General features: G+C 40.2%; 21 protein-coding genes and 1 riboswitch. Of the genes, 14 read left to right on the plus strand and 7 right to left on the minus strand.

Annotated elements, in window-relative coordinates:
* Positions 1 to 50 precede the first annotated feature (50 nt).
* The 10 genes from NWP17_RS15760 (at position 51) to NWP17_RS15805 (ending at position 11,648) form a co-directional block, all read left to right on the plus strand.
* On the plus strand, positions 51 to 1,424 hold the full coding sequence (locus NWP17_RS15760) for an alkaline phosphatase family protein (RefSeq protein WP_280655818.1): 1,374 nt from the start codon (positions 51 to 53) through the stop codon (positions 1,422 to 1,424).
* A gap of 183 nt (positions 1,425 to 1,607) precedes the next feature.
* Positions 1,608 to 3,785 carry an anthranilate synthase gene (locus tag NWP17_RS15765; protein ID WP_280655819.1) on the plus strand — a complete coding sequence of 726 codons (2,178 nt, stop codon included), beginning with the start codon at positions 1,608 to 1,610 and terminating at the stop codon, positions 3,783 to 3,785.
* 43 nt (positions 3,786 to 3,828) lie between these two features.
* Complete coding sequence (trpC, locus tag NWP17_RS15770; protein WP_280655820.1) at positions 3,829 to 4,632, plus strand: indole-3-glycerol phosphate synthase TrpC; 804 nt, start codon at positions 3,829 to 3,831, stop codon at positions 4,630 to 4,632.
* A 33-nt stretch (positions 4,633 to 4,665) separates the two neighbouring features.
* A complete protein-coding gene (trpA, locus tag NWP17_RS15775; protein ID WP_280655821.1) occupies positions 4,666 to 5,496 on the plus strand; it encodes a tryptophan synthase subunit alpha in 831 nt (276 codons plus the stop codon).
* 73 nt (positions 5,497 to 5,569) lie between these two features.
* The gene (gene trpB / locus NWP17_RS15780) at positions 5,570 to 6,781 is read left to right on the plus strand and encodes a tryptophan synthase subunit beta (protein WP_280655822.1); all 1,212 of its coding nucleotides are present in this window, start codon (positions 5,570 to 5,572) and stop codon (positions 6,779 to 6,781) included.
* Positions 6,782 to 6,945: 164 nt separating this feature from the next.
* A complete protein-coding gene (gene aroF / locus NWP17_RS15785; protein ID WP_280655823.1) occupies positions 6,946 to 8,010 on the plus strand; it encodes a 3-deoxy-7-phosphoheptulonate synthase in 1,065 nt (354 codons plus the stop codon).
* 343 nt (positions 8,011 to 8,353) lie between these two features.
* Positions 8,354 to 9,289 carry an ABC transporter ATP-binding protein gene (locus NWP17_RS15790; protein ID WP_280655824.1) on the plus strand — a complete coding sequence of 312 codons (936 nt, stop codon included), beginning with the start codon at positions 8,354 to 8,356 and terminating at the stop codon, positions 9,287 to 9,289.
* Positions 9,290 to 9,329: 40 nt separating this feature from the next.
* Positions 9,330 to 10,895: an ABC transporter permease/substrate-binding protein gene (locus NWP17_RS15795; protein ID WP_280655825.1), complete on the plus strand. Its 1,566-nt coding sequence runs from the start codon at positions 9,330 to 9,332 to the stop codon at positions 10,893 to 10,895.
* A gap of 277 nt (positions 10,896 to 11,172) precedes the next feature.
* Positions 11,173 to 11,388, plus strand: a complete 216-nt coding sequence (locus NWP17_RS15800; protein WP_280655826.1) for a hypothetical protein — start codon at positions 11,173 to 11,175, stop codon at positions 11,386 to 11,388.
* 5 nt (positions 11,389 to 11,393) lie between these two features.
* On the plus strand, positions 11,394 to 11,648 hold the full coding sequence (locus NWP17_RS15805; RefSeq protein ID WP_425332674.1) for a hypothetical protein: 255 nt from the start codon (positions 11,394 to 11,396) through the stop codon (positions 11,646 to 11,648).
* A gap of 177 nt (positions 11,649 to 11,825) precedes the next feature.
* Here the strand turns inward: NWP17_RS15805 and NWP17_RS15810 are convergent, their stop codons facing one another.
* Entirely contained in the window at positions 11,826 to 13,163 is a 1,338-nt protein-coding gene (locus NWP17_RS15810; protein WP_280655827.1) for an SLC13 family permease, read from the minus strand.
* 650 nt (positions 13,164 to 13,813) lie between these two features.
* A riboswitch (cyclic di-AMP (ydaO/yuaA leader) is annotated at positions 13,814 to 13,929 on the minus strand.
* Positions 13,930 to 14,381: 452 nt separating this feature from the next.
* On the opposite strand from NWP17_RS15810, the gene NWP17_RS15815 reads away from it, so the two are divergent.
* Positions 14,382 to 15,062 carry an HAD family hydrolase gene (locus NWP17_RS15815; RefSeq protein WP_280655828.1) on the plus strand — a complete coding sequence of 227 codons (681 nt, stop codon included), beginning with the start codon at positions 14,382 to 14,384 and terminating at the stop codon, positions 15,060 to 15,062.
* 7 nt (positions 15,063 to 15,069) lie between these two features.
* Here the strand turns inward: NWP17_RS15815 and NWP17_RS15820 are convergent, their stop codons facing one another.
* Positions 15,070 to 16,095 (minus strand): helix-turn-helix domain-containing protein, encoded by a 1,026-nt coding sequence (locus NWP17_RS15820; RefSeq protein ID WP_280655829.1) that lies wholly within the window; start codon positions 16,093 to 16,095, stop codon positions 15,070 to 15,072.
* A 38-nt stretch (positions 16,096 to 16,133) separates the two neighbouring features.
* Between NWP17_RS15820 and NWP17_RS15825 the strand changes: the two genes are divergently transcribed.
* On the plus strand, positions 16,134 to 16,340 hold the full coding sequence (locus NWP17_RS15825) for a hypothetical protein (RefSeq protein WP_280655830.1): 207 nt from the start codon (positions 16,134 to 16,136) through the stop codon (positions 16,338 to 16,340).
* A 35-nt stretch (positions 16,341 to 16,375) separates the two neighbouring features.
* On the opposite strand, the gene NWP17_RS15830 is transcribed toward NWP17_RS15825, so the two are convergent.
* Together NWP17_RS15830 and gatA are read right to left on the minus strand one after the other, a co-directional pair.
* Complete coding sequence (locus NWP17_RS15830; RefSeq protein ID WP_342394016.1) at positions 16,376 to 16,846, minus strand: alpha/beta hydrolase; 471 nt, start codon at positions 16,844 to 16,846, stop codon at positions 16,376 to 16,378.
* Positions 16,847 to 17,150: 304 nt separating this feature from the next.
* A complete protein-coding gene (gatA, locus tag NWP17_RS15835) occupies positions 17,151 to 18,608 on the minus strand; it encodes an Asp-tRNA(Asn)/Glu-tRNA(Gln) amidotransferase subunit GatA (protein ID WP_280655831.1) in 1,458 nt (485 codons plus the stop codon).
* A gap of 467 nt (positions 18,609 to 19,075) precedes the next feature.
* On the opposite strand from gatA, the gene psb32 reads away from it, so the two are divergent.
* Entirely contained in the window at positions 19,076 to 19,810 is a 735-nt protein-coding gene (psb32, locus tag NWP17_RS15840) for a photosystem II repair protein Psb32 (RefSeq protein WP_280655832.1), read from the plus strand.
* A 103-nt stretch (positions 19,811 to 19,913) separates the two neighbouring features.
* Here the strand turns inward: psb32 and NWP17_RS15845 are convergent, their stop codons facing one another.
* The 3 genes from NWP17_RS15845 to NWP17_RS15855 all read right to left on the minus strand — a co-directional run bounded on the left by NWP17_RS15845 (position 19,914) and on the right by NWP17_RS15855 (position 22,544).
* On the minus strand, positions 19,914 to 20,297 hold the full coding sequence (locus NWP17_RS15845; protein WP_280655833.1) for a DUF4346 domain-containing protein: 384 nt from the start codon (positions 20,295 to 20,297) through the stop codon (positions 19,914 to 19,916).
* 59 nt (positions 20,298 to 20,356) lie between these two features.
* Complete coding sequence (locus tag NWP17_RS15850) at positions 20,357 to 21,052, minus strand: potassium channel family protein (RefSeq protein ID WP_280655834.1); 696 nt, start codon at positions 21,050 to 21,052, stop codon at positions 20,357 to 20,359.
* A 157-nt stretch (positions 21,053 to 21,209) separates the two neighbouring features.
* Positions 21,210 to 22,544 (minus strand): TrkH family potassium uptake protein, encoded by a 1,335-nt coding sequence (locus NWP17_RS15855; protein ID WP_280655835.1) that lies wholly within the window; start codon positions 22,542 to 22,544, stop codon positions 21,210 to 21,212.
* Between the two features lie 147 nt (positions 22,545 to 22,691).
* Between NWP17_RS15855 and NWP17_RS15860 the strand changes: the two genes are divergently transcribed.
* A complete protein-coding gene (locus NWP17_RS15860; RefSeq protein WP_280655836.1) occupies positions 22,692 to 23,534 on the plus strand; it encodes a methyltransferase domain-containing protein in 843 nt (280 codons plus the stop codon).
* Positions 23,535 to 23,556: the final 22 nt, after the last annotated feature.

A 23,556-nucleotide genomic window follows, 5' to 3' on the forward strand; every position in this document is an offset into this window, starting at 1 on the left:
TCATTTACATTTCTATTTCTTTCACCTGCAATGTGCTGTAAATATAGCTTATGCAAAAAACTGTAGTAATTAATTTAGTGGCCTTAACATCAAAACTTCTAGGAGAATATACGCCTTTTCTCAGTCGATGGTCACAAGAACAACAAATATTACCCATCGCCCCTGTGTTACCTGCTGTGACTTGTACGGTACAGGCTACCTATTTAACAGGTAAGTTACCCCATGAACATGGAATTGTGGGTAATGGTTGGTATTTTCAGGATGAGTGCGAAATCAAGTTTTGGCGACAGTCTAATAAGTTAATTCAAGCTCCCAAAATATGGGAAGTTGCTAAAGAATTAGATCATAACTTTACCTGCGCTAATTTGTTTTGGTGGTATAATATGTACTCTACGGCAGATTATACCATCACCCCCCGCCCTATCTACACAGCAGATGGAAGGAAAATACCTGATATATACACTCAACCAGGAGATTTGCGATCGCCCCTACAAAAAACCCTTGGCAATTTTCCCCTGTTCAATTATTGGGGACCCAACACGTCTATTCAAGCAAGTAAATGGATAGCGGAAGCTGCGAAATGGGTAGACAATCATTATCACCCGACTTTAACTTTAATTTATTTACCCCACTTAGACTATTGTTTACAAAAATACGGTACTGATATTGACAAAATTAAGCAAGATTTACTAGAAATTGATGCAGCTTGTCAAGACTTGATTACGTTTTATCAAAACCGAAACACACAAGTTATAGTTTTATCGGAATATGGAATTACTACTGTTACTCAACCTATCCATATTAATCGCTTACTTCGCCAACACAATTTATTAACAGTGCGGGAAGAACTAGGGGGAGAAAAGTTAGACCCAGGAGCTAGTCAAGCTTTTGCAGTGGCTGACCATCAAATTGCTCATGTTTATATTAACAATTCTCTGGTTAGGGATAAAGTGCGATCGCTTTTAGAACAAACCCCAGGAATTGCTTATGTTTTAGATGATGTCAGTAAGCAGCAATATCATCTTGCTCACCCCAGGTCAGGGGAACTAATAGCCATAGCCCAGCCCCACGCTTGGTTTACTTATTATTACTGGTTTCATGACCACCGCGCGCCAGATTTTGCCAGAACGGTAGATATTCACCGTAAACCAGGTTATGACCCAGTTGAATTATTTTTTGACCCCAAAATCAAGTTTCCACGGTTGAAAGTTGCTGGTGAACTCCTCAAAAAACAAATGAATTGGCGTTATTTAATGAATGTTATTCCTCTCAAAGCCGAGTTAGTGCGTGGTTCTCACGGTTGTATTCCGCCCTCCCCGGAGGAAGGGGCGTTGTTAATTACTTCCCGTGCTGATTTAGTTGATTCTGCATCAATTAAAGCAACTGATGTATATCAAGTTATTCTTGACCATTTGCAAAAGTAATTTAGGTGTTAAACCCCACTCCTAGGCTTAGAGCCTAGGAGTGGGAGTTTTGTAGATTTGATCTAATGCTAACACAAATAAAAATATACTCACATCTAAAAATTGTTCATGCAACCAACTAAGATTTTGAACTATTGTGAATAGAGGAGAAATAAATGGTTTTTACGACATCATTAATAAACAATGAATTGTGAATCACGGTCTTATATAACTAACAGTGGTGTATTAATTTCTCGTTGCTGTGAGCAAATTAAAATGGCAACGGCTTTAGATGACATCCTCTTTTATCTCAACACCCAGCGCGGCGGCTTACTTACCAGTAGTTATGAATATCCAGGTAGATATAAAAGATGGGCAATTGGTTTTGTTAACCCGCCTCTGGAGTTGACTACTAGAGAAAACGTTTTTACAGTCACGGCTTTAAATCAACGGGGAGAAGTACTATTACCTTTACTTTTAGAACGGTTGTGTTTACTAAAAGAATTAAATGCAGTCCAGCAAAAAAAACATCAAATCACTGGCTTAATTAAAATCACTCAGGGTTTTTTTGTAGAGGAACAGCGCAGTAAACAACCTTCTGCTTTTACTATCATTCGGGAAATTTTACATATATTCTCTAGCCAAGAAGATGAACATTTAGGACTATATGGAGCTTTTGGTTATGATTTGGTCTTTCAGTTTGAATCTGTAACCAAGGTTCAAGAACGTCCATTAGACCAACGGGATTTATTACTTTACCTTCCAGATGAACTAATAATTGTAGATTATTATCTGCAACAGGCTTTTTGTTTACAATATGACTTTGAAACCCCCCACGGCACTACTCACAATTTACCCCGTACTGGCGAAAGCATAAATCATCAAGGACGGCGCTTGACTCCACAGCAAAAATGCAGTCATCAAGTGGGGGAATATGCCGAAAAAGTTAAAATAGCTCATGAATATTTCCAGCGGGGAGATTTATTTGAAGTCGTTCCCAGTCAAAACTTTTTTAGTTTCTGTGACACCTTACCCAGTAAACTATTTACTACCTTGAAGAAAATAAACCCCAGCCCCTATGGTTTTATATTTAATTTAGGGGGGGAATATATCATTGGCGCATCCCCAGAAATGTTTGTGCGGGTGGAAGGTAAAAGAGTAGAAACTTGCCCCATTAGTGGTACTATCACCAGAGGGAAAAATGCCATAGATGACGCGGACCAAATTCGTCAATTACTCAACTCATACAAAGACGAAGCGGAACTTACTATGTGTACTGATGTTGACCGTAATGATAAGTCCCGCATTTGTCAACCAGGTACAGTGCAAGTTATCGGCCGTCGTCAAATAGAGTTATATAGCCATTTGATTCATACAGTGGATCATGTTGAAGGCATACTAAGACCAGAGTTTGATGCTTTAGATGCTTTTTTAAGCCACACTTGGGCAGTTACGGTAACCGGCGCACCTAAAAGAGCAGCAATTAATTTTATTGAACAGCAGGAACACGGCCCCAGGCGTTGGTATGGAGGCGCGGTTGGTTATTTAAGTTTTAATGGCGACCTGAATACAGGGTTAATATTACGGACAATTCGCCTTAAAGACTGTATTGCTGAAGTCCGCGCTGGAGCCACTTTACTTTATGATTCTATCCCCCAAGCAGAAGAACAAGAAACCATCACTAAAGCCACTGCTTTATTTGCTGCTATTCATCAAGCCCAAGAAACAGACTCGGAATTAAAACAGTGCGGTTCTCAAAACTTGAGTCAATGTGTTTCTAATAGTGAAGCCGAGAAACACATTTTATTAATTGACTATGAAGATTCATTTGTACACACCTTAGCTAATTATATCCGCCAAACAGGGGCACAAGTCACTACCATCCGTCACAATTTTTCAGACACCCAACTTAAAAAACAGCGCCCTGATTTAGTGGTTTTATCTCCAGGTCCAGGTAAACCTAGTGATTTTAGTATTTCCCAAACTATCGCTACTTGCATGAGTAATCATATTCCTATATTTGGTGTTTGTTTGGGGTTACAAAGTATTGTTGAAAGTTTTGGCGGTAAATTAGGTGTTCTCAATTATCCCCAACATGGTAAGTCGTCTCGCATCTTTGTTACTGATTCTGAGTCAGTAATGTTTAAAGGCTTACCTAATTCTTTTGCTGTGGGTAGATATCATTCTTTGTTTGCTTTACAGGAACATTTACCCAAGGTTTTGAAGGTGACGGCAATTTCTGAAGATAATATCATTATGGCCATCGAGCATCACAGTTTACCTATAGCTGCTGTACAGTTTCACCCGGAATCTATTATGACCTTATCTGGGGAGGTGGGACTGACGATGATCAAAAATGTTGTCTTTAGTTATATCAATTAATCAGATGCTCCCACTACCAGATTATTATCATGACCAATAACCAATGACTAACATACTAAAGCAAATTATCAGCTATAAAAAGCAGGAAGTGGCTAAAATGGAGGAAATAACTCCTTTGGCTATTCTAAAAAAACAAGTAGAAATATCTCCCCCGGTGCGAGGGTTTATCGCTGCTGTGCAACAAAGTCCTAAATACCCTAGTTTAATTGCTGAGTTGAAGAAGGCTTCCCCTAGTCGTGGGGTCATTAAACCAAACTTTGACCCTGTGGCTATTGCTCAAAGTTATGAACGGGGCGGGGCTGCTTGTCTATCAGTCTTGACTGATGAAAAGTTTTTTCAGGGTAGTTTTAATAATCTAAAACTTGTCCGGGGGGCTGTGAATTTACCCCTGCTGTGTAAGGAGTTTATTATCGACCCTTATCAAATATTTTTAGCTCGCACTATGGGTGCTGATGCTGTGTTATTAATCGCAGCTATTTTGACAGATACTCAACTTGAGGAGTTTTTGCAGATAACAAATGAGTTAAAAATGACTGCTTTAGTGGAGGTTCACAGTTTGGCGGAACTGGATAGAGTATTGAAATTACATGGGTTGCAGTTACTGGGAATTAATAACCGTGATTTAGATGATTTTACTATAGATATCCACACAACTGCCGGACTTTTACAACAACGGCAAAAACGATTACAAGATTTACAAGTGACTGTTGTTAGTGAGTCAGGGTTATATACACAGGCTGATTTGTCTTTGGTAGCTAAAGCAGGCGCTCGCGCAGTTTTAATTGGTGAATCTTTGGTTAAACAAAACAACATAGAACAAGCTGTCGGTAATCTTTTTGCTTGTTAATTATCAAAGTTTTTTACTTCTATGCAAAAAAAAATGGTGACTATATCTCATTGCTTTGAAAATCTACGCAGTCAGAAAAAGTGTGCTTTAATTCCTTTTATTATGGCTGGTGACCCAGATTTAACAACTACAGCTGCGGCTATACGTGTTTTAGACCGTCATGGGGCGGATTTTATAGAGGTAGGCGTACCTTATTCTGACCCGTTGGCTGATGGTCCGGTAATTCATGCAGCAGCAACTAGGGCTATAGGGGAGAAAGTTAATTTACGTCAAGTGTTAACTATGCTGCGGGAAATAACTCCGGAAATCAAAGCACCGTTAATTTTGTTTACTTATTACAATCTGATTTTACATCGCGGTGTGCAATCTTTTCTGGCAGATATAGTTGCTGCCGGGGTACGGGGTTTGGTAGTACCAGATTTGCCTTTGGAGGAGGCTAAACTTTTAATACAAATGGCTTCTGCTTTTGGGGTGGAGGTGATTCTTTTGGTGGCTCCTACTAGTTCGCCAGAGCGCATTGCTGCTATTGCAGCACAGTCTCAGGGGTTTGTTTATTTGGTAAGTGTGACGGGAGTAACAGGAATGCGATCGCAAATAGAAAATCGTGTCCACAATATACTAATAAATATCCGTAATGTAACTGATAAAGCCATTGGAGTGGGGTTTGGTATTTCTACCCCCGAACAGGCTCAACAAGTGAAGCAGTGGGGGGCTGATGCAGTAATTGTGGGCAGTGCTTTTGTTAAACAATTAGGAGAAAATACCCCACAGGTGGGGTTACAAGGCATAGAAAAGCTATGTTGTCAATTAAAAGCAGCAATTTCCCCAGTAGTACGGAAATCAAGTCTTACCGTAAGTGGGTAGGGGTTTTTCCAAGGGTAGCGAGCAAGATGCTCTCACTACATAATGTGTACCAATGACTAAGGAGTAATGACTAATGACTACAATATTAATACCAGAAACACCCGGTAGATTTGGCAAGTTTGGCGGTCAATATGTACCCGAAACGTTGATCCCGGCTTTGAGTGAATTGGAAACAGCATTTCAAGAGTATGTTCATGATTTGAGTTTTCAAGCCCAATTACAGGAACTGCTACGAGACTATGTAGGAAGACCTAGCCCTTTATATTTTGCCCAACGTCTCACCCAACACTACGCTAAACGAGATGGAACGGGGGCGCAAATATATCTAAAGCGTGAGGATTTAAATCATACCGGGGCGCACAAAATAAACAATGCTTTGGCACAAGTTTTATTAGCCCAACGTATGGGTAAAAAGCGGATTATAGCGGAAACCGGGGCTGGTCAGCATGGTGTAGCTACAGCTACAGTGTGCGCTCGGTTTGGCTTGGAGTGTATGATTTATATGGGTGTCCACGATATAGAACGCCAAGCTTTAAATGTGTTTCGGATGAAACTTATGGGGGCACAAGTATGTCCCGTCGCAGCTGGGACGGGAACCCTGAAGGATGCTACTTCTGAGGCTATCCGCGACTGGGTGACTAATGTGGAGAATACTCATTACATCCTGGGTTCCGCAGCCGGACCCCACCCGTACCCCACCATAGTGCGTGAATTTCATTCTATTATTGGTGAAGAAACTCGCCGCCAATGTCAAGAAAAATGGGGAGGTTTACCAGATATTCTCTTGGCTTGTGTGGGGGGTGGTTCCAATGCTATTGGTTTGTTTCATGAGTTTGTGGAAGAACCGTTAGTACGCCTTATTGGTGTGGAAGCCGCTGGAGAAGGACTAGATACAGATAAACACGCTGCTACTTTAAGTAGGGGTAAGGTGGGAGTTTTACACGGGGCCATGAGTTATGTCCTGCAAGGTTCCGATGGTCAAATTACTGAAGCCCATTCTATTAGTGCTGGTTTGGACTATCCGGGGGTGGGTCCTGAGCATAGTTATTTAAAAGATATTAGTCGGGCTGAGTATCACAGTGTCACTGACCAAGAGGCTTTACAGGCTTTTCAAAGGTTATCCCAATTGGAAGGAATTATTCCTGCTTTAGAAACTGCCCATGCTCTTGCTTATTTGGAAACTCTTTGTCGTCAAGTTGAAGGAAGTCCCCGCATAGTAATTAACTGTTCCGGCAGGGGGGATAAGGATGTACAAACGGTAGCTAAAAGCCTCAGTTTTGTATAGGGGAAGATAATGATTAAAAATCAATAGGGTGGGGCGGTTTGAGTTAAGTTACCAGAGTAGGTTTATTTTTAGCTATGGTATTTATTACACCAATCATACACCACAAAAGAGCTTCACAAGTCTTTTTTCTCAGCTTTTTGTCAATTTCAGTATAGGTAAGAAAAATGATTGTAGTCCTGAAAAACGGTACACCAGAAGTAGAAGTCAATCATATTTGTCAACAAATTACGGAAAATTGGCCGGTGACGGTGGAAAAAAGCCTTGGTCAACACAAAACTATCTTAGGTGTTATTGGTGACACTTCTATCATTGATACTCTGCAAGTCCAGGAGTTAAGTAGTTCAATAGAACAGGTATTAAGAATACAACGGCCTTTTAAACGAGCTAGTCGGGAGTTTCGCCATGGGGAACCTAGTGAAGTGGTGGTTTCGACTCCTAACGGTTTAGTGAAGTTTGGGGAACATCATCCTATTGTTCTAGTGGCTGGTCCTTGTTCTGTGGAAAGTGAAGCCATGATTGTTGAAACAGCAAAACAGGTCAAAGCCGGAGGGGCTAAGTTTCTCCGGGGTGGTGCTTACAAGCCCCGCACTTCTCCATATTCTTTTCAAGGTTATGGAGAAAGTGCCTTAGACCTGCTAGCAGCAGCGCGTCAAGCTACGGGATTAGGGATTATCACTGAGTTGATGGATGCTGCTGATTTATCGGCTGTTGCGGAGGTGGCTGATATTATTCAGATAGGGGCGCGGAATATGCAGAATTTTTCCCTATTAAAAAAAGTGGGCGCTCAAGATAAGCCTGTTGTACTGAAGCGGGGAATGTCTGCCACTATTGACGAATGGTTGATGGCCGCAGAATACATTTTAGCTGCCGGTAATCATAATCTGATACTTTGTGAGCGAGGAATTAGAAGTTTTGATAATAAGTATGCTCGCAACACTTTGGATTTATCAGTAATTCCTGTCTTGCGATCGCTTACTCATTTACCGATCATGATAGACCCTAGTCATGGTACAGGTAAATCTGACTACGTTCCTGCCATGACCATGGCTGCTATTGCTGCGGGGACTGATGCTTTAATGATTGAAGTTCACCCCCAACCAGCCCACGCCTTATCTGATGGTCCCCAGTCCTTGAGTTTTGAGAGGTTTGCTTGTTTAACCAGAGAAATGTCTATTCTTGGCAAGTTGGTTGATCGTTGGTCCTTACCTGAGTTAGTTGGTTCTGTGTAGTGCTTTGGGGGGCGTGATCAAGTGCGCCCCCTGATTTCAGATGTTAGATTTTGGTATTCAGGGTTTTTTAGTTGGTAGCGAGCAAGACTTGTACAATGTCCTCATTTTTGTTAGTCTGCGGGTTGATAGTTGGTAAAGTGAATGGCGATCGCGTTGCTTTTTCGAGATATTCTATTAATTAACTCAAAGGATTATTACTCACAAACAGACTTACTTTTGCTTTAAGCTTTTCTTGAGCCTGAAATTTCATTGCTTCTGCCTTTCCTTTAGCTTCTTCTATTTCTTTTTGAATTTGATGATTGATGTAACCAATCTAACAAAGCAATATAATAATTTGACAGTGGTGGATAGTATTTCATTCCACGTGGCTGAAGGGGAAACCCTAGGGTTAATCGGTACCAGTGGCTGCGGGAAAACCACCACACTGAAAATGCTCAATCGCTTAATTGAACCTGATTCAGGTCAAATTTTGATTGCTGGACAGGAAATCAGCCGTCGCCGCCCGGAACTCCTGCGCCAAAGTATGGGTTACGTCATTCAAAATATTGGTCTTTTTCCTCATTACACAGTGGCAGACAATGTGGCTATTGTACCGCGCTTGTTGAAATGGAAGGAAAAAAGCATTGTTCGCCGCACCACTGAGTTACTGGAACTGGTGGGACTTCCGCCAGAAAAATTCGCCAAGCGTTATCCCCAAGAACTCAGTGGTGGGCAAAAACAACGAGTAGGATTAGCCCGCGCCCTGGCTGTTGATCCTCCCATTGTCTTACTTGATGAACCTTTTGGAGCATTGGATCAAATCACTAAACGACAAATCCAGCAAGAATTTAAACAGTTGGAAAGTTTGCTGCATAAAACTATGGTGTTGGTGACACATGATATATTTGAAGCAGTCACCCTGTGCGATCGCATTTGTTTAATGGATCAAGGCAAAATCCGCCAAATTGGCACTCCCAAAGAAGTAATATTTAACCCCCAAAATGATTTTGTACGTGATTTCTTCCAAGCATATCTATTTCAACTGGAACTACAAGTCACCACTCTCAAAGATTTACTCCCCTGGCTGTCAAAAAATGAAACACTGGCCAGAGACTGTGACAAATACGAAGAAAACACCAGTGTGTTAACAGTACTGGAACAAGTCCAAACACACATGAAAAATTCTTTCATCCAAATCACCAACTCTGAAAATTCCTCTGTTTGTATAGTCAGTTCTGAAAATTTGCTCAGTGCTTTTTACCAATTCAAGAAATCACTAAGCAACCATTATTCCGCCTAAAGACAGAAAATGTACATTTATTTCTTGATCCTAAGTTGATATGACTAACCTGTGGAACTTTTTGGTCAATTCAAGAGAGGAAATTGCCAAACAAACCATCCAACACCTAGGATTAACATTAGCTTCCTTATCCATCGCCATAGTTATTGGTGTGGTCGTCGGCATTATCTTGACCCGCTATAAACAAATAGCCAATAAAGTAATTAGTATAGCTGGTGTTATCCAAACAATTCCTAGTGTAGCTCTTTTAGGTTTCATGCTTCCCATCTTGGGTATTGGACTTACGCCGGCTATTGTGGCTTTATTTTTATATGCCCTACTACCAATTATCCGTAATACATTTATTGGCATTGAAGAAGTAGATAGTTCCATTAAAGAAGCAGCCAAAGGTATGGGTATGCCCAGTTCCCAAATTTTGTTAAAAGTGGAATTACCCCTAGCCACCCCAGTAATTTTTGCAGGTATCCGCACCGCAGCAGTGACTAACGTTGGCGTAGCCACCCTTTGCGCCTTAATTGCTTCTGGTGGACTAGGACAATTTATCTTTCAAGGAATTGCCCTCAACAATACAGATATGATCCTAGCTGGGGCTATCCCCTCTGCTGGTTTAGCTATCCTGTTAGATTTTATTCTTGGTGTCCTGCAAAAAAATGTGACTAAATTAATTAAACCCATTCTGATTACAGGCTTAGTGTTATTAAGTGCATCCCTGTTATGGGCTGTGACCATTAATAATAAACCTGTATTACAAGTTGGATTTGATTTAGAATTTATGGGGCGTGCTGATGGCTATCCTGGCTTAAGCAAACATTATGATTTAGATTTTGACAATACTCGTCAGTTAGACCCAGCACTGATGTATCAAGCCCTGAAAGAAAAACAGGTAGATGTTATTAGTGGTTTTGCCACCGACGGGAGAATTAAAGCTTACGATATTCAAGTTTTAGCAGATGATAAAAATTTCTTTCCTCCCTACTATGCAGCACCCTTAGTCAGGGGTGAAACTTTGAGAAAATATCCCCAACTAACAGAAGTGTTAGGCAAGTTAACTAATCAAATTTCTGACCAAACTATGGCGGAACTCAACTACTTAGTTGATGAGAAAAAACAGCCAACTAATCAAGTAGCCAGAGATTTTCTGCAAAAATTAGGATTAAAAACATCCACTCAAAGAAGCGGTTCATCTGATTTAGTTATCGCCTCCAAGAACTTCACAGAACAATATATATTAGCAGAAATGTTAGGAATTGTCATCGAAAATTATACAAATCTGGATGTAGATTTAAAACCGGGACTAGGTGGCACACAAATTGCCTTTAATGCCCTTTTCAAAGGAGATATAGATATTTATCCTGAGTATACAGGAACGGGACTATTAACTATTCTCCAACCCCAGCCAGAAATTCGCGACCAGATTATTAACGATAAAGATCAAGTATATACTTACGTCAAGGAAGAATCCAAAAAACAGTATGATTTGGATTGGCTGAGTCCCTTTGGTTTTAACAACACCTACGCACTAATGATGCGGAAAGAAGATACAACCGCACTCGACATTAGTTCTATTTCTGACTTGAAGGATTACTTAGATAACATTAGCAACTAACAAATGTTTCACAAGTAGTTATGGAACTTCCCTAAAAGGCTACACCGAATAAGGATATTTTAATTTATTGGATATCTAATAACTCTGCTGAGAGTTGAATAACATTAAATTAATTATATTATTTCATCATCTATCCCAAGTAATAAATTTAGGCGAAATAAAATCCTGCTTAGGTTGACAGCAAAACACTATCCAGGTATGAGGTTTTCATCTCCTAGCTCATAGATAATGAGGACGTACAAAGCATAATGTATACATTTTCAAAAACCATCCTCTTATGTTATGTTTCACCATCGGAGATTATGTGATTAATCAACAAACAGGACATCTGGGAAAAGTTATTGGTTACGGACAGCAATTAATTAATAATACACAAACATTAACCTTAAAAGTGATAGTGGCTGAGACTGCTAATTGTCAAAAGCATGAATTTGTAGTGGAAGATCAAATGTCAGCATGGCATCGCTGGTGTGTGGCTATCGAGAAAAAGTGAATTATTTGACAATAACAAAATCAATTAACCTGAAATTTTACTTAGTAGTGTTTATGGTGCGGGATATTATTTTTTGTCTCAAAGAAGCTGCTTATTATTATATACTCAAGAAATATTCCACACCCAGAAATCCTGCTGATTGTTTTGTCAATCCTGCTTGTGGGTGTGGAAATCCTGGACAAGAAACCAAATGCGAAGATTGTACCTATTTAGAAGCTTGTTTATCTAATATTAAACTCCGTCATAAACCTAGTCCGTAATTGCTTTACTGTTACGCATTTAATTGGTAAATTGTGGCGGGTATGACTTGTACCAAGCGATTCCTACTCAGCCTAGTCCAAGTATAGTCGGTAGCTTGCGTGGTCTAGCTATAATATACCAGCAGTTTCTCGACACGTTCTTGCATATAGCGCCGGAAACTGGCTGGATGGTCGGACTTACAGCAAAAATCTTACTAACACATATAAGGAAGAAGTAAGAAGTTGTAATATCATCACAGGAATACCATACTTGAGAAAGGTTTTGAAAGAAATCTTTTTTCCATGCTGTTCTGAAATTCCAGCAGCCACAATGTTGGAAGATGCACCTATGAGAGTACCATTACCTCCTAATGTTGCACCAAACATCATTGCATAAAAAAGTGGTAAAACTTCTGGAGGAAATTCACCTTGATAATTTTGTCCTAAAACTTCCGTCGATGCTAATCCAACATCCACAAGATACTGTTTGAGTAAGGGAATCATAGCTACAACTAAAGGAATATTAGGTACTACGCTGGATATTATTCCCACAACGAATAACAACAATAGAGAACCCAGGAAAATATTTGTACCTAACATATTTCCCAATATTCCTGATAAACCGCTAATCACTCCTGTTTTCTCTAATCCTCCAATTAACACAAAAGTACTCATGAAAAATATTAATGTACTCCAATCTATATCGCGCAATATGTTATTAACAGAGTCAATTTTGCTGTGGTGAGATAATAACAAAGCTAATGCAGCACCTAATAATGCAACGGTTGCGGGTGATATAGGTATTGGTAATGATTCACCAATCACAAAAAAAAGCAACACAAAACCTGCTATCACCGTCCCTAATATTAAAACTTTGGGGTGATTTATTTGTGGATGTGGTAATTCTGCTAGATTATCTATTCTTTTATTCCAAATTTTACGAAATAAAATGGGTAGTGTTACCACTACGACAATCACAGCAATTGCTCCTCCTAAACTCAATCGCCATAAATAATCTGTAAAACTAATATTGATTGCATCCCCAACAATGAAAGTTGCTGGATCTCCTACTAATGTTAATAACCCAGCACTATTAGCAACCAACACCATCACAATTAGTAAAGGAACAAAATTTACCCCTATTTCTTTTGCCATGGGTGGAATTAAAGGTGCTAATAACATAACTGTAGTAGCATTGGGCAATACTGAACATATAGGGGTAACTATACCCACAATTCCTAGCAGTAATCGTTTACCATCTCCTTTAGCTAAGATAACAATTTGAGTTGCTAAATAATCAAAAACTTGAGTGGGTTCAAAGGACCTAACTAGTACCATTACTCCAAAAAACAAACCTAGTGTTCCATGACTGTTGCTGATATAAACAACAGCTTCCGATAAAGTCATGATATTAGTACATATAAGTAACAAGGCTCCTAATAAAGCTGCAATTGTTAGATGTAACCACTCGGTCATTATCAGAAAAATTACAGCCAAAAAAGTGATAATACTAACATTAGCTTGCCAGTTATCCATTGCATTACACTCACAATTTTAGATTTTACTTTTCTTGATCTGGTAACTCAAACCCTTAAATCAAACCAACGCACGGTAGGGTTGTTGAATTTTTGTGCCATGGAATCATGAGATTATTGATTCCATTGTCAATAACCAAAACCCGTAGGTCCGTTTTCACATTGGTAGAGCTTCCCCATTTATTTCGAGTTTTTCGAGACTCGGCCATTTACAATCGTTATTTGATCAAGTTTTTGTCCGAAGTTGTCACTTGTTCAGTTATTTGTCGTCAAAAAATACTGCGTAAAAAGCTACTTACATCCGAAGCGATTTTTTTATTGGTTTATAGCGAATAATTTTGCTTAAGTAGGGCTGGCTGAAAAATTCCTTTGGTTATGGTAGGGAACAGTTTTACCTTTATTGATCCTAATTTTGTGCATTCCAAAAGATTGGTGTGGAGGGTTTTTCACCACATTGAACAGATTCTGAAGAGCCGCAGCTTCTAAGGAAAAAATTTTAGGCTTAATTTTCACAGTTTTAACTTCTATCCCTGAAAAGAAATAACAAACGAGAAGCAGGAGTTACAAGTTCAACCTTAGATTGATCTTTCATTACCAATCTAAAACTGACTTAGGAAACCCCAATCATGACTGTGTTATGGCCAACGTGTTGGGGGTTCCTTCCATTGCCTACGGAGTTAGCTGACGGGCTAAGATTGGAAGGTATCTCTCATAAGATTAGCCCCAAATATTTGGTTCCTCCGTTTCAAATTTAGCTTTGAGAAATTTGAATTAGGCTACCCACTATCAGATAGTGTAACTGTTCAGCATACGCACTAAAACTTTACTTAAACAATTCTTAACATTCAGACTCGCGGTGGTATGGATGATAAGGTTGTAAGTAGGAAATATGTCTAAAACGAGTGTAAAGACTACGGTAGAATGGAACACGATTAACTGGAAACAGTTGGAACGTCGCGTTTACAAAATCCAAAAACGAATTGATCAAGCCTTAGCAGGTATTCATGACAAGAACCATACTACTGAGGATCCGTATGAGGTGAAAGTCTCATGTACGGTTTTGGAGACGAGTCGGTCAGGTGACTAACCGGCTTAGTTTAATGTATTTTAGGACGGGGAGTGTCAATTTAATTCTGTCCATATCCACATCATTTAGGACAAAAACCATGTAAGCTATGTAAATTAACTTAACAATTATTTACACTTTACCCAAAAAACCATGCTGGCAGCAATTCTCTTTGACTTAGACGGTACTATCGTCAACACTGACCCCATACACTACCAAGCTTGGCAAAAAATGCTGCTGAGGTACGACATTGAAATGGACGATAAATTTTACAAATCTCGTATTAGTGGACGAATCAACCCAGAAATTGTCAAAGATATTCTGCCACATTTATCAGTAGCCGAAAGTGAACAATTAGCAGAAGAAAAAGAAGTTCTTTTCCGGGAACTGGCCTCCCATCTCCAACCAATGAGTGGATTGACTCAACTACTAGGATGGACAGAAACACATCAGCTAAAACGGGCTTTGGTAACTAATGCTCCCAGATTGAATGCAGAATTTATGCTCAAAGTGTTAGGCATCAATCAAGCCTTCCACACAATTGTTTTAGCTGATGATTGTCAAGCAGGTAAACCTGATCCCGAACCTTATCAAGTTGCTTTACAAAATTTAGGAATTACCGCACAGCAAGCCATCGCCTTAGAAGACTCACCCTCTGGTATTCGCGCCGCAGTTGGTGCAGGTATTTCCACCATTGGCATAACTTCCACCCATGAACCCCAGGTTTTGCAGCAGTTTGGCACATTGATGGCAATTCCAGATTTTACTGATTTGCAGTTATGGAAACTGCTTAATTCTCTGCTAGATAAAGATTTAAGCGTTATTAAATCATAACTAACTCTTAAAAAGTTTCTGGGGGGGCAATATCTGAACCAACATGACTAGACCCTAACCCTGGTTTAACACTGACTTCTGATATTTCAGATGATTTGGAAACACACGAAGATGGTGAATCTACCATATTTGGATTTACAGCCCTGTCAGTCTTTGCCTGCTGAGAAATTAAAGATAACCCCCCCACAGCCCCAGCTACAACTGCTGTATAACCCACATACAGATGTATGGGACGAACATCCATTACCAAACCCCCAGAAGACTTTTTAGGATTATACCAGGAAGGTAAAACTGTTTGCATTGGATCGCTTGCTGGTAAAGAAGCAGCCAATTTTGTGCCATTTAGTCCTAGAGCGTTGCCCATAGCCCGAATAAACCCACGTACCAAAGCATCTTCTGGTAATAAATTAAAATTACCATTTTCTATTGCTTCCATATGGTTAATTGGTACATGAGTGTAAACATTCAACTGATACAAAGAAAGACCTCGATACTCACGAGCTTGTTTGAGTTGTTCACCGATTCTGTACATAATTTCCTGACGTTGTTCGGCTGCTTTTTGCTTGGCCAGTTCAGCAGCAATTGGTTTTTTATAGGTCTGGAACCATTTTCTGGGTTTTGCACTGGTAGAGTTTATTGGCGGAGTTTTTCCTGACAAAACTGTGGATTCTTGTGATAAATCACTTTTGCCATCTGTGACCCTAGTTTCTTTTTCTACTTTCATATTTAAATCACTCGGTTTTTCTGGTTCAACTGTTGAACAAACATCATTGGAGGATGTCAGTTTTTCTGCTTGTGCGAATTGCTGAAATGCCAAACTAATGGCTTCTCTACCCACTGCTTTCAACAAAATCTTGATTTGTTCTGCTGAAGCACCCAGGAGCTTTTCTGATGTAGCCACTGCACGAAGATAAACTTTACTGCTATGAAGTTCAGCTTCAATTTCACCTAACAATGAGCGCAATTCATCTAGGGAAATTCTGATACTAGGATTTCCAGGAATAGTCAACAAATACACTGGGGTTATGGTCATGGTTACAGTTGCTCCTGATATTTAGACAAAAAGTGGTTATGTCTGTATCATTTTTCCGGTTTTTGTATTTTACTATCCGGACTATTTTGTATAAAATATTTATTTGCTGGTCAAATCAAGTTACAAATACTGTGGTCAAACTCAGTTTATTAGTTATGTACAAGCCTGATTTGGCAGGAAAAAAGCTGTTAAAGCCAATATTTGTGAGGCGATCGCCTGACTTTTATTCTCAGATACATGATTAACATCCTATTAACAATATCCCTCCAAAATCAATGTTTCAGCTATTACTTGACACCCCGTAGCTGTTTATTCGTTCCACAAAAGACCTAACCGCTTCCACATACTCATTACCAGCAACAACAGCTGTATTATTATGTTCAGCTGTAGGCACTAACAGCAGTTTTTTCGGTTCGGGGGCTGCATGATAAAGTTGTTGGCTCATAAAAGATGGCACAGTTGTATCAGCATTACCATGAATGAATAACACTGGAACCTTTAAATGTGGCACTTTTTTAATCGATTCAAAGCGCTGTCTTAAAATCAGATTGACTGGGAAAATGCGAAATAAGTTCCTATAAGTCACCATATCCCGGATGGAAGTAAAGGAACTTTCTACAATCAACCCCGCAGTTTCTGGGTGTTTAATCGCCAAATCAATAGCGATCGCTCCCCCCAAAGAATGCCCATAAATAAAAATTTGCTCCGGCGAAATCTGCTTTTCTTGTACTAAATAATTCCACGGTATGATGTTCTCTCCAGCACACTAGAAGGAAAGAAAATAAACCGAGACTGCTGGAAAAACAAAACTAGACAAATACCAATATAGGCAATGAAAATAAATATTTATACTGATAGTAGCACCTTGAAACTGAATCGCATTGAAAATTGCAGTTTGTTCAAATTTAATCACTAGGAATTATAGCGAATTTTGCCCAAGTGAAGTAAATTTTTAGCGGTATTGTATGCGGTATTGTATTAAGTAGCGGGCAAGATGCCCGCACTACAAGACTTTCATCTAATTTGTGCTGAAGCAACTACTTAAAACTCAGCACTCACAGTTGCGGTTGATTCGTAAACCAATTGGTGGATTGCTCATAAGCATAAGCTACCTGAAATAGTTGATCTTCTCGCAGCACCTGACCAATCAGCTGTAATCCTACTGGTAATCCCTGATCATCAAAACCACAAGGTAAACTCAAGCCCGGTAAACCTGCAAGATTAACAGGAATAGTCATCAAGTCATTCAAGTACATACTGAGGGGATTACTAACTTTTTCACCGGTTTTAAATGCAGTGGTGGGAGTGGTAGGACAAACTAACACATCAACCATCTTAAAAGCACTTTCAAAGTCTTGTTTAATCAGAGTACGGACTTTTTGCGCTTTGAGATAATATGCGTCATAATAACCAGCAGAAAGAGCGTAAGTACCAATCATAATTCGGCGCTTAACTTCCGCACCAAAACCAGTCGAACGAGTACGAGTATACATAGATAGCAAATTATCTGCATCATCAGCACGGAAGCCGTATTTTACACCATCGTAACGAGCAAGATTAGCTGATGCTTCCGACGGCGCAATGATGTAGTAACTAGGTACGCCATAACGGAAATTGGGACAGGAAATAATATGAACCTCCGCCCCCAAACTTTGTAATTGTTCTATAGCTTTAGTGACAACTTTTTCAACCCCAGAGTCCAACCCAGTACCAAAAGTTTCTTTAATCACACCAATTTTCAGCTTTCTTCTGGCTTTGAGGTCTGGTTTTAAGCAGTCTACATAGTTGGGGACTTCTACCTTCAAGCTGGTAGAGTCCTTGGGATCATAACCTGCGATCGCATTCAATAATATCGCCGTATCTTCCACCGTGCGTCCAAAAGATCCGACTTGATCCAAAGATGAAGCATAAGCTATCAAACCATAACGAGAAACCAGCCCGTAAGTTGGCTTTATCCCCACCACACCACAAAACGCCGCAGGTTGTCGGATTGAACCGCCAGTATCAGTACCAAGGGACACCACACATTCTTCAGCCGCCACCGCCGCCGCCGAACCACCAGAAGAACCACCGGGAACCCGTGAGACATCCCAAGGATTAGCCGTAATTTGGTAGGCAGAATTTTCTGTAGAACTACCCATGCCAAATTCATCTAAATTGGTTTTGCCGATGATCACCGCTCCAGCATCAATTAATTTTTGTGTTGCTGTTGATTCATAAGGTGGCACAAAATTTTCTAAAATTCGAGAAGCGCAAGTTGTGGGAATCCCCTTAGTACACAAATTATCCTTAACACCAATGGGAATCCCCGCTAAAATTCCCACCTCTTCCCCAGCAGCGATTTTAGCATCCACAGCACGAGCTTGTTCTAACGCCTTTCCTGTCGTTACGTCTAAGAAACTGTGTAATCTCGGTTCTAATGCTTCAATACGCCCTAAAGCTTGTTTGGTAATTTCAACAGCAGACAGTTGTTTTTTCATTAGCTGTTGGTGCAACTCGCGGATGGATGCCATGATTGCTCTCTTTATGACTCAAGTAATTGATTTAGTGTACATTTTCTAGAGTAATGGGTGTTGGGTAGGCACTAACCAAACTCCTTTCATCCTGGTGAGTTAATCTGCTCAAAAAAATTTTCCTAGTCTTCCGGAATTTTCCTTGCTGTGGTGGTATTACCTATTAGTACCGCTAATTATACAGAACTTCTATAACTCTTGGGGGAACATATCCCCACTGCCTTAAGCAAAAGCCCGGTTATAAGCACCGGGTTTTTGCTTGCGACCCCTTTCTCTCGGCAGAAATATTATGAATTCCCTCAGTACAAGTCCTGCCCCCTACAGTTATACAAATTCAATGCGTAACAGCTTAAAATCCGTCTTGCTGAGATATCATCAGTATTTTACACAGCAACATATAAATCAGGTGATTTGAACCTGGATTTTGTAGTATTTTTGGTACAAGCCCATCTTAAAGAGATTATCTCATGAAACAGAAGCTTAAGCCAATATTCAGTATTAAAAAACACCTAATACAGATATTCACCCCTTTACTGATAGTAGTTTTGGGTTGCTCATTATTCACCGCCCCTGCATTGGCCACAGGTGTATATCAAATCCCAAATCTCACCCCCAATAGTGACTGGGTTGTAGACCAAGGTGAAATCATTAGTCGCGTCAATGAAGGTAAAATCAGTAGTTCCTTTGAGAAATTAGCGAACGCCACGGGCAAGCAAGTAAGATTTATTACTATTCGTCGCCTAGACTACGGTGAAACACCAGAAAGTTTTACTCAGGGACTGTTTGAAAAGTGGTTTCCCACACCAGCAGAACAAGCTAATCAAATATTGCTGGTACTAGACACCGTAACTAACGGTACTGCTATTGTCACTGGTGAGCAAGTTAAATCTCTACTGACTGACTCCATCGCCGAAAGTGTAGTTTTAGAAACTTTGGGTATACCCCTACGCAATGGCAACAAATACAATCAAGCATTTATCAATGCCAGCGATCGCTTAGTTGCCGTCCTGTCTGGTGAACCAGATCCAGGCCCACCAGAAGTTACAGAAACAGTACAGGCAGAAAGTACCTTCACCAAAGCCGAAGATACTGATAAAGGTAGCGCCACCGCTTGGGTAGTAGGACTTTTAATTGCTGCCACCATTATCCCCATGGCCACTTACTTTGTTTACCAGGTGAGACAACCATCATCTAATGGGTAATCAGCTTTTAATCGGCTAAATGTGAATCATCTCAACTTATGATCATAAGTAGTGCGGGCATCTTGCCCGCTACGATTATACAAACCAAATGCGTAACAGAAGCTTAATCCTGAACGTACTCCTGCCCCGTCACCAAAGCCAACTCAGCACGAACAAACTCCCGCCCTAAATAAGAAGCATGGCTTAACTGAGTCACTGGACAGGGCTGAGTTTCTTCAAAAATCTTCACACAAAGTTCCTTCGCCGTCCTAGCATTAAAAACCGTTGTGTCAGTTCGTTCTACTTTCCCCCTAGCAGGAATTACCTCCCCTGTATTTGGATCAACGGCTAAACCGTGATCATTAATCACATTGGTGTAGTGCTTGGCATAAATTAACCCAGCTTTAGAATCCACATAAATAATGAAATATCCACCGGGGTCAAGCTCAATGTAACGTTGAGACAGCTTATCATCAATGGCTGCCAAATCTTCAAGTATTAAATCCATAAAATCCATAGACATTTTATCAGTGTCCACCCATATTGGGTGCAATTAGCATCTTTGATTCAAATCGGCAAGCGATTAATATCCTTGTTATGGCCAATCACCACCATTGCCGAACCGCGTTCTAAACGCTTAGTGGGTTCTGGATTGATTTTAAATTTACCATCTTGACTAACAGCTAGTAAATTTAAGCCATAGCGGTTACGCAGTTGCAGTTCAGAAATAGTTTTGCCGTGGAACTCATCAGGCACAATCATTTCTACAATACTATTATCTGGGTCAAGATCAAATCGGTCTAAAATAGCTGGCTTAGTCAGAGACCGGGCCAAAGCGCAACCAGCTTCATATTCGGGAAAAACCACATGGTCAGCACCCACTCGCTTGAGTAGTTTACGGTGAACTTCACTAGAAGCCTTAGCCACCACGTGAGGAACACCACCCTCCTTGACATTCAAAGTAGTGATAATACTTTCTTGAATGTAGTTACCAATGGCTATGATCACGGTATCAAATTCAAATATTCCCGCTTCCTTGAGTGCTGCGGGTTCAGTAGAATCTAGCTGTAAAGCGTGACCAACTATCTCGTCGCGTAATGCTTCTGATACCAGCTTTTCATCCACATCTGTTGCTAGTACTTGATAACCTAATTTGTGTAAGGTTGAGCATACTGATCTACCAAAACGACCCAACCCAATCACAGCAAATTGCTGGTTATCTTTCCGCAAACTGCGAAAAAAGCCTATAGATGACAGATTCACATTTGTTATCCTTATTTTCGCTACCTGGAACCAGGGTAAAGAGGATTACACTAAAATTTGTTAAAAGTTTTAGTTTTCTGCCTACTCATTCATATTTTATCAGGTGATGATACTGCCAACGATTGATTAATCCCTCATTAACTATTTCTCCCTTCACCTATCCCACCAGTAAATTTTCTTCAGGATAATGAACTCTACTAGGGCGCGGGTCTCCCAGCACAGCAGCCATCAGCAGTAAAACACCCACACGTCCCACATACATAGTCACAATTAAAATCAGCTTGGCTGGTACAGAGACACTACTAGTTATCCCAGTAGAAAGTCCTACTGTAGCAAATGCTGATACAACCTCAAACAAAAGTTGAATAAAATTCAATTTCGGGTCTGTGATGGAAATTAAAACTGTAGACAAAACTAGCATGGCTACGGAACCAACTAAAACAGCAACAGCTTTTAAAATTAAAGATATTGCTATTTTGCGTTCATATAATAAAACCTCTTCTTTCCCTTGAAGAATTGATTTTGTACAACTAGTTAGCACTCTCAGTGTTGTGGTTTTTATACCTCCTCCCGTACCGCCAGGACTAGCACCAATAAACATCAAAGCAATGGTAATGAACAAACCAGCAGATGTCATTTGACCAATATCAATGCCATTAAAACCAGCAGTTCTACTAGTAACTGATTGGAACCAAGCCGCCAGGAATTGGGTGGGTAGATTCAAGGAACCAAATGTTTTTATATTTTTGGTTTCGATGATAAAAAATGCAATTGTCCCTGTGAATAAGAGTATTAAAGTTGTGCTACACGCTACTTTAAAATCAAGGGAAAGTACCAAATTGGTGGTTTTATTCAGCAGGCGATCGCGCAACCAAAGATAAGTTTCTAATATTACCTGATAACCAATGCCGCCAAAAATGATCAACATGGTAATAGTGAAAACAACTAACCAAGATGACTGATATCTGATTAAACCATCTGAGAATAAACTAAAGCCCGCATTGTTCCAAGCAGAAACACTATGAAAAATAGCCAGCCAAACTCCTTGATCCCAACCATAATCAGCAACAAATGCCGGCATAAGTAAGAAAACCCCTGTGATTTCAAAAATCATAGTAGTGGCAATAATTGACTGGATAACTTGGCTACTACCGTGCATTCCTGGTCGGTCTAAAGTTTGTTGAATGGCAATTTTCTGGCGCAGGCTAAATTTACGCCCAACCAGCATAATTAAAAAAGTGGTGGTTGTCATGTACCCCAGTCCGCCAATTTGAGCTAACAGCAGAATACACAACTGACCCCAAAAAGAAAAATCCGTCCCAGTGTCAACTACAGCCAAACCCGTGACGCAAACAGCAGAAGTGGAAGTAAATAACGCCACAATTGGGTCATTCCAAGTACCACTGCTAGTAGAAAAAGGCATCATCAGCAGGACAGTCCCCACAACAATGACAGCTAAAAATCCCAAGCAAACTGTACGAGAAACAGTCATAACCAGATAAATACCTATAAATTCTTCCAGAGAAGACACATGAGATGACCTACCCCAGAAGCAAAAACATTCTTATTCAATTAAAAGCACACATGGTAGCCTACGAGTATGTTGATTTAAATTCCGCGTTTTAAGCGTGCTTTCTTTATGAGTCAATCACTTTACCAGCAAATACGGCAATTTTATGATGCTTCCTCTAATCTATGGGAGCAGATTTGGGGTGAACATATGCACCACGGCTACTATGGTCCAGATGGTAGCGAGAAAAAAGACCGTCGTCAAGCTCAAATTGATTTAATTGAAGAACTACTGCAATGGGCAGAAGTGCAAACAGCAGAAAACATTCTTGATGTGGGTTGTGGCATTGGTGGTAGTTCTCTTTACTTAGCAAATAAGTTTAATGCCACAGCAACAGGAATCACTTTAAGCCCCGTACAAGCCACCAGAGCCACACAACGGGCTGAAGATGCCTTTTTGAGTGGTAGAACTGAGTTTCAAGTAGCCAACGCTCAAGCCATGCCCTTTGCTGACAATTGCTTTGATTTAGTGTGGTCTCTAGAAAGTGGTGAACATATGCCAGATAAAACTAAATTTTTGCAGGAGTGCTATCGAGTCTTGAAACCTGGTGGCAAGCTGATTATAGTGACTTGGTGTCATCGCCCCACCCATGACTCACCATTGACAGCAGACGAACAAAAGCATTTACAGAACATTTATCGGGTGTATTGTCTACCCTACGTAATTTCCTTACCAGAATACGAAGCCATCGCCCGTCAACTACCATTAAACCATCTCCGCACAGCTGATTGGTCAACAGCTGTAGCCCCATTTTGGAATATTGTGATTGATTCTGCCCTCACCCCCCAGGCAATTTTCGGCTTACTCACCTCTGGTTGGAAAACCATTCAAGGGGCCTTATCACTGGGGTTAATGCGTGACGGTTATCAACGTGGTTTAATTCGCTTTGGCTTATTGTGCGGGAATAAGTAAAAAAAAGAACTAGGGAACAGTC

The sequence above is a fragment of the Chrysosporum bergii ANA360D genome (assembly GCF_029891735.1).
GTDB lineage: Bacteria > Cyanobacteriota > Cyanobacteriia > Cyanobacteriales > Nostocaceae > Umezakia > Umezakia bergii.

Bases quoted from the DNA above. Each gene is read 5' to 3' on its own strand.
- NWP17_RS15760 (WP_280655818.1), top strand. From the start codon at position 51: ATGCAAAAAACTGTAGTAATTAATTTAGTGGCCTTAACATCAAAACTT.
- NWP17_RS15765 (WP_280655819.1), top strand. From the start codon at position 1,608: ATGAATTGTGAATCACGGTCTTATATAACTAACAGTGGTGTATTAATT.
- trpC (WP_280655820.1), top strand. From the start codon at position 3,829: ATGACTAACATACTAAAGCAAATTATCAGCTATAAAAAGCAGGAAGTG.
- trpA (WP_280655821.1), top strand. From the start codon at position 4,666: ATGGTGACTATATCTCATTGCTTTGAAAATCTACGCAGTCAGAAAAAG.
- trpB (WP_280655822.1), top strand. From the start codon at position 5,570: ATGACTACAATATTAATACCAGAAACACCCGGTAGATTTGGCAAGTTT.
- aroF (WP_280655823.1), top strand. From the start codon at position 6,946: ATGATTGTAGTCCTGAAAAACGGTACACCAGAAGTAGAAGTCAATCAT.
- NWP17_RS15795 (WP_280655825.1), top strand. From the start codon at position 9,330: ATGACTAACCTGTGGAACTTTTTGGTCAATTCAAGAGAGGAAATTGCC.
- NWP17_RS15800 (WP_280655826.1), top strand. From the start codon at position 11,173: ATGTTATGTTTCACCATCGGAGATTATGTGATTAATCAACAAACAGGA.
- NWP17_RS15810 (WP_280655827.1), bottom strand. From the start codon at position 13,163: ATGGATAACTGGCAAGCTAATGTTAGTATTATCACTTTTTTGGCTGTA.
- NWP17_RS15815 (WP_280655828.1), top strand. From the start codon at position 14,382: ATGCTGGCAGCAATTCTCTTTGACTTAGACGGTACTATCGTCAACACT.
- NWP17_RS15820 (WP_280655829.1), bottom strand. From the start codon at position 16,095: ATGACCATAACCCCAGTGTATTTGTTGACTATTCCTGGAAATCCTAGT.
- NWP17_RS15825 (WP_280655830.1), top strand. From the start codon at position 16,134: ATGTCTGTATCATTTTTCCGGTTTTTGTATTTTACTATCCGGACTATT.
- gatA (WP_280655831.1), bottom strand. From the start codon at position 18,608: ATGGCATCCATCCGCGAGTTGCACCAACAGCTAATGAAAAAACAACTG.
- psb32 (WP_280655832.1), top strand. From the start codon at position 19,076: ATGAAACAGAAGCTTAAGCCAATATTCAGTATTAAAAAACACCTAATA.
- NWP17_RS15845 (WP_280655833.1), bottom strand. From the start codon at position 20,297: ATGGATTTAATACTTGAAGATTTGGCAGCCATTGATGATAAGCTGTCT.
- NWP17_RS15855 (WP_280655835.1), bottom strand. From the start codon at position 22,544: ATGACTGTTTCTCGTACAGTTTGCTTGGGATTTTTAGCTGTCATTGTT.
- NWP17_RS15860 (WP_280655836.1), top strand. From the start codon at position 22,692: ATGAGTCAATCACTTTACCAGCAAATACGGCAATTTTATGATGCTTCC.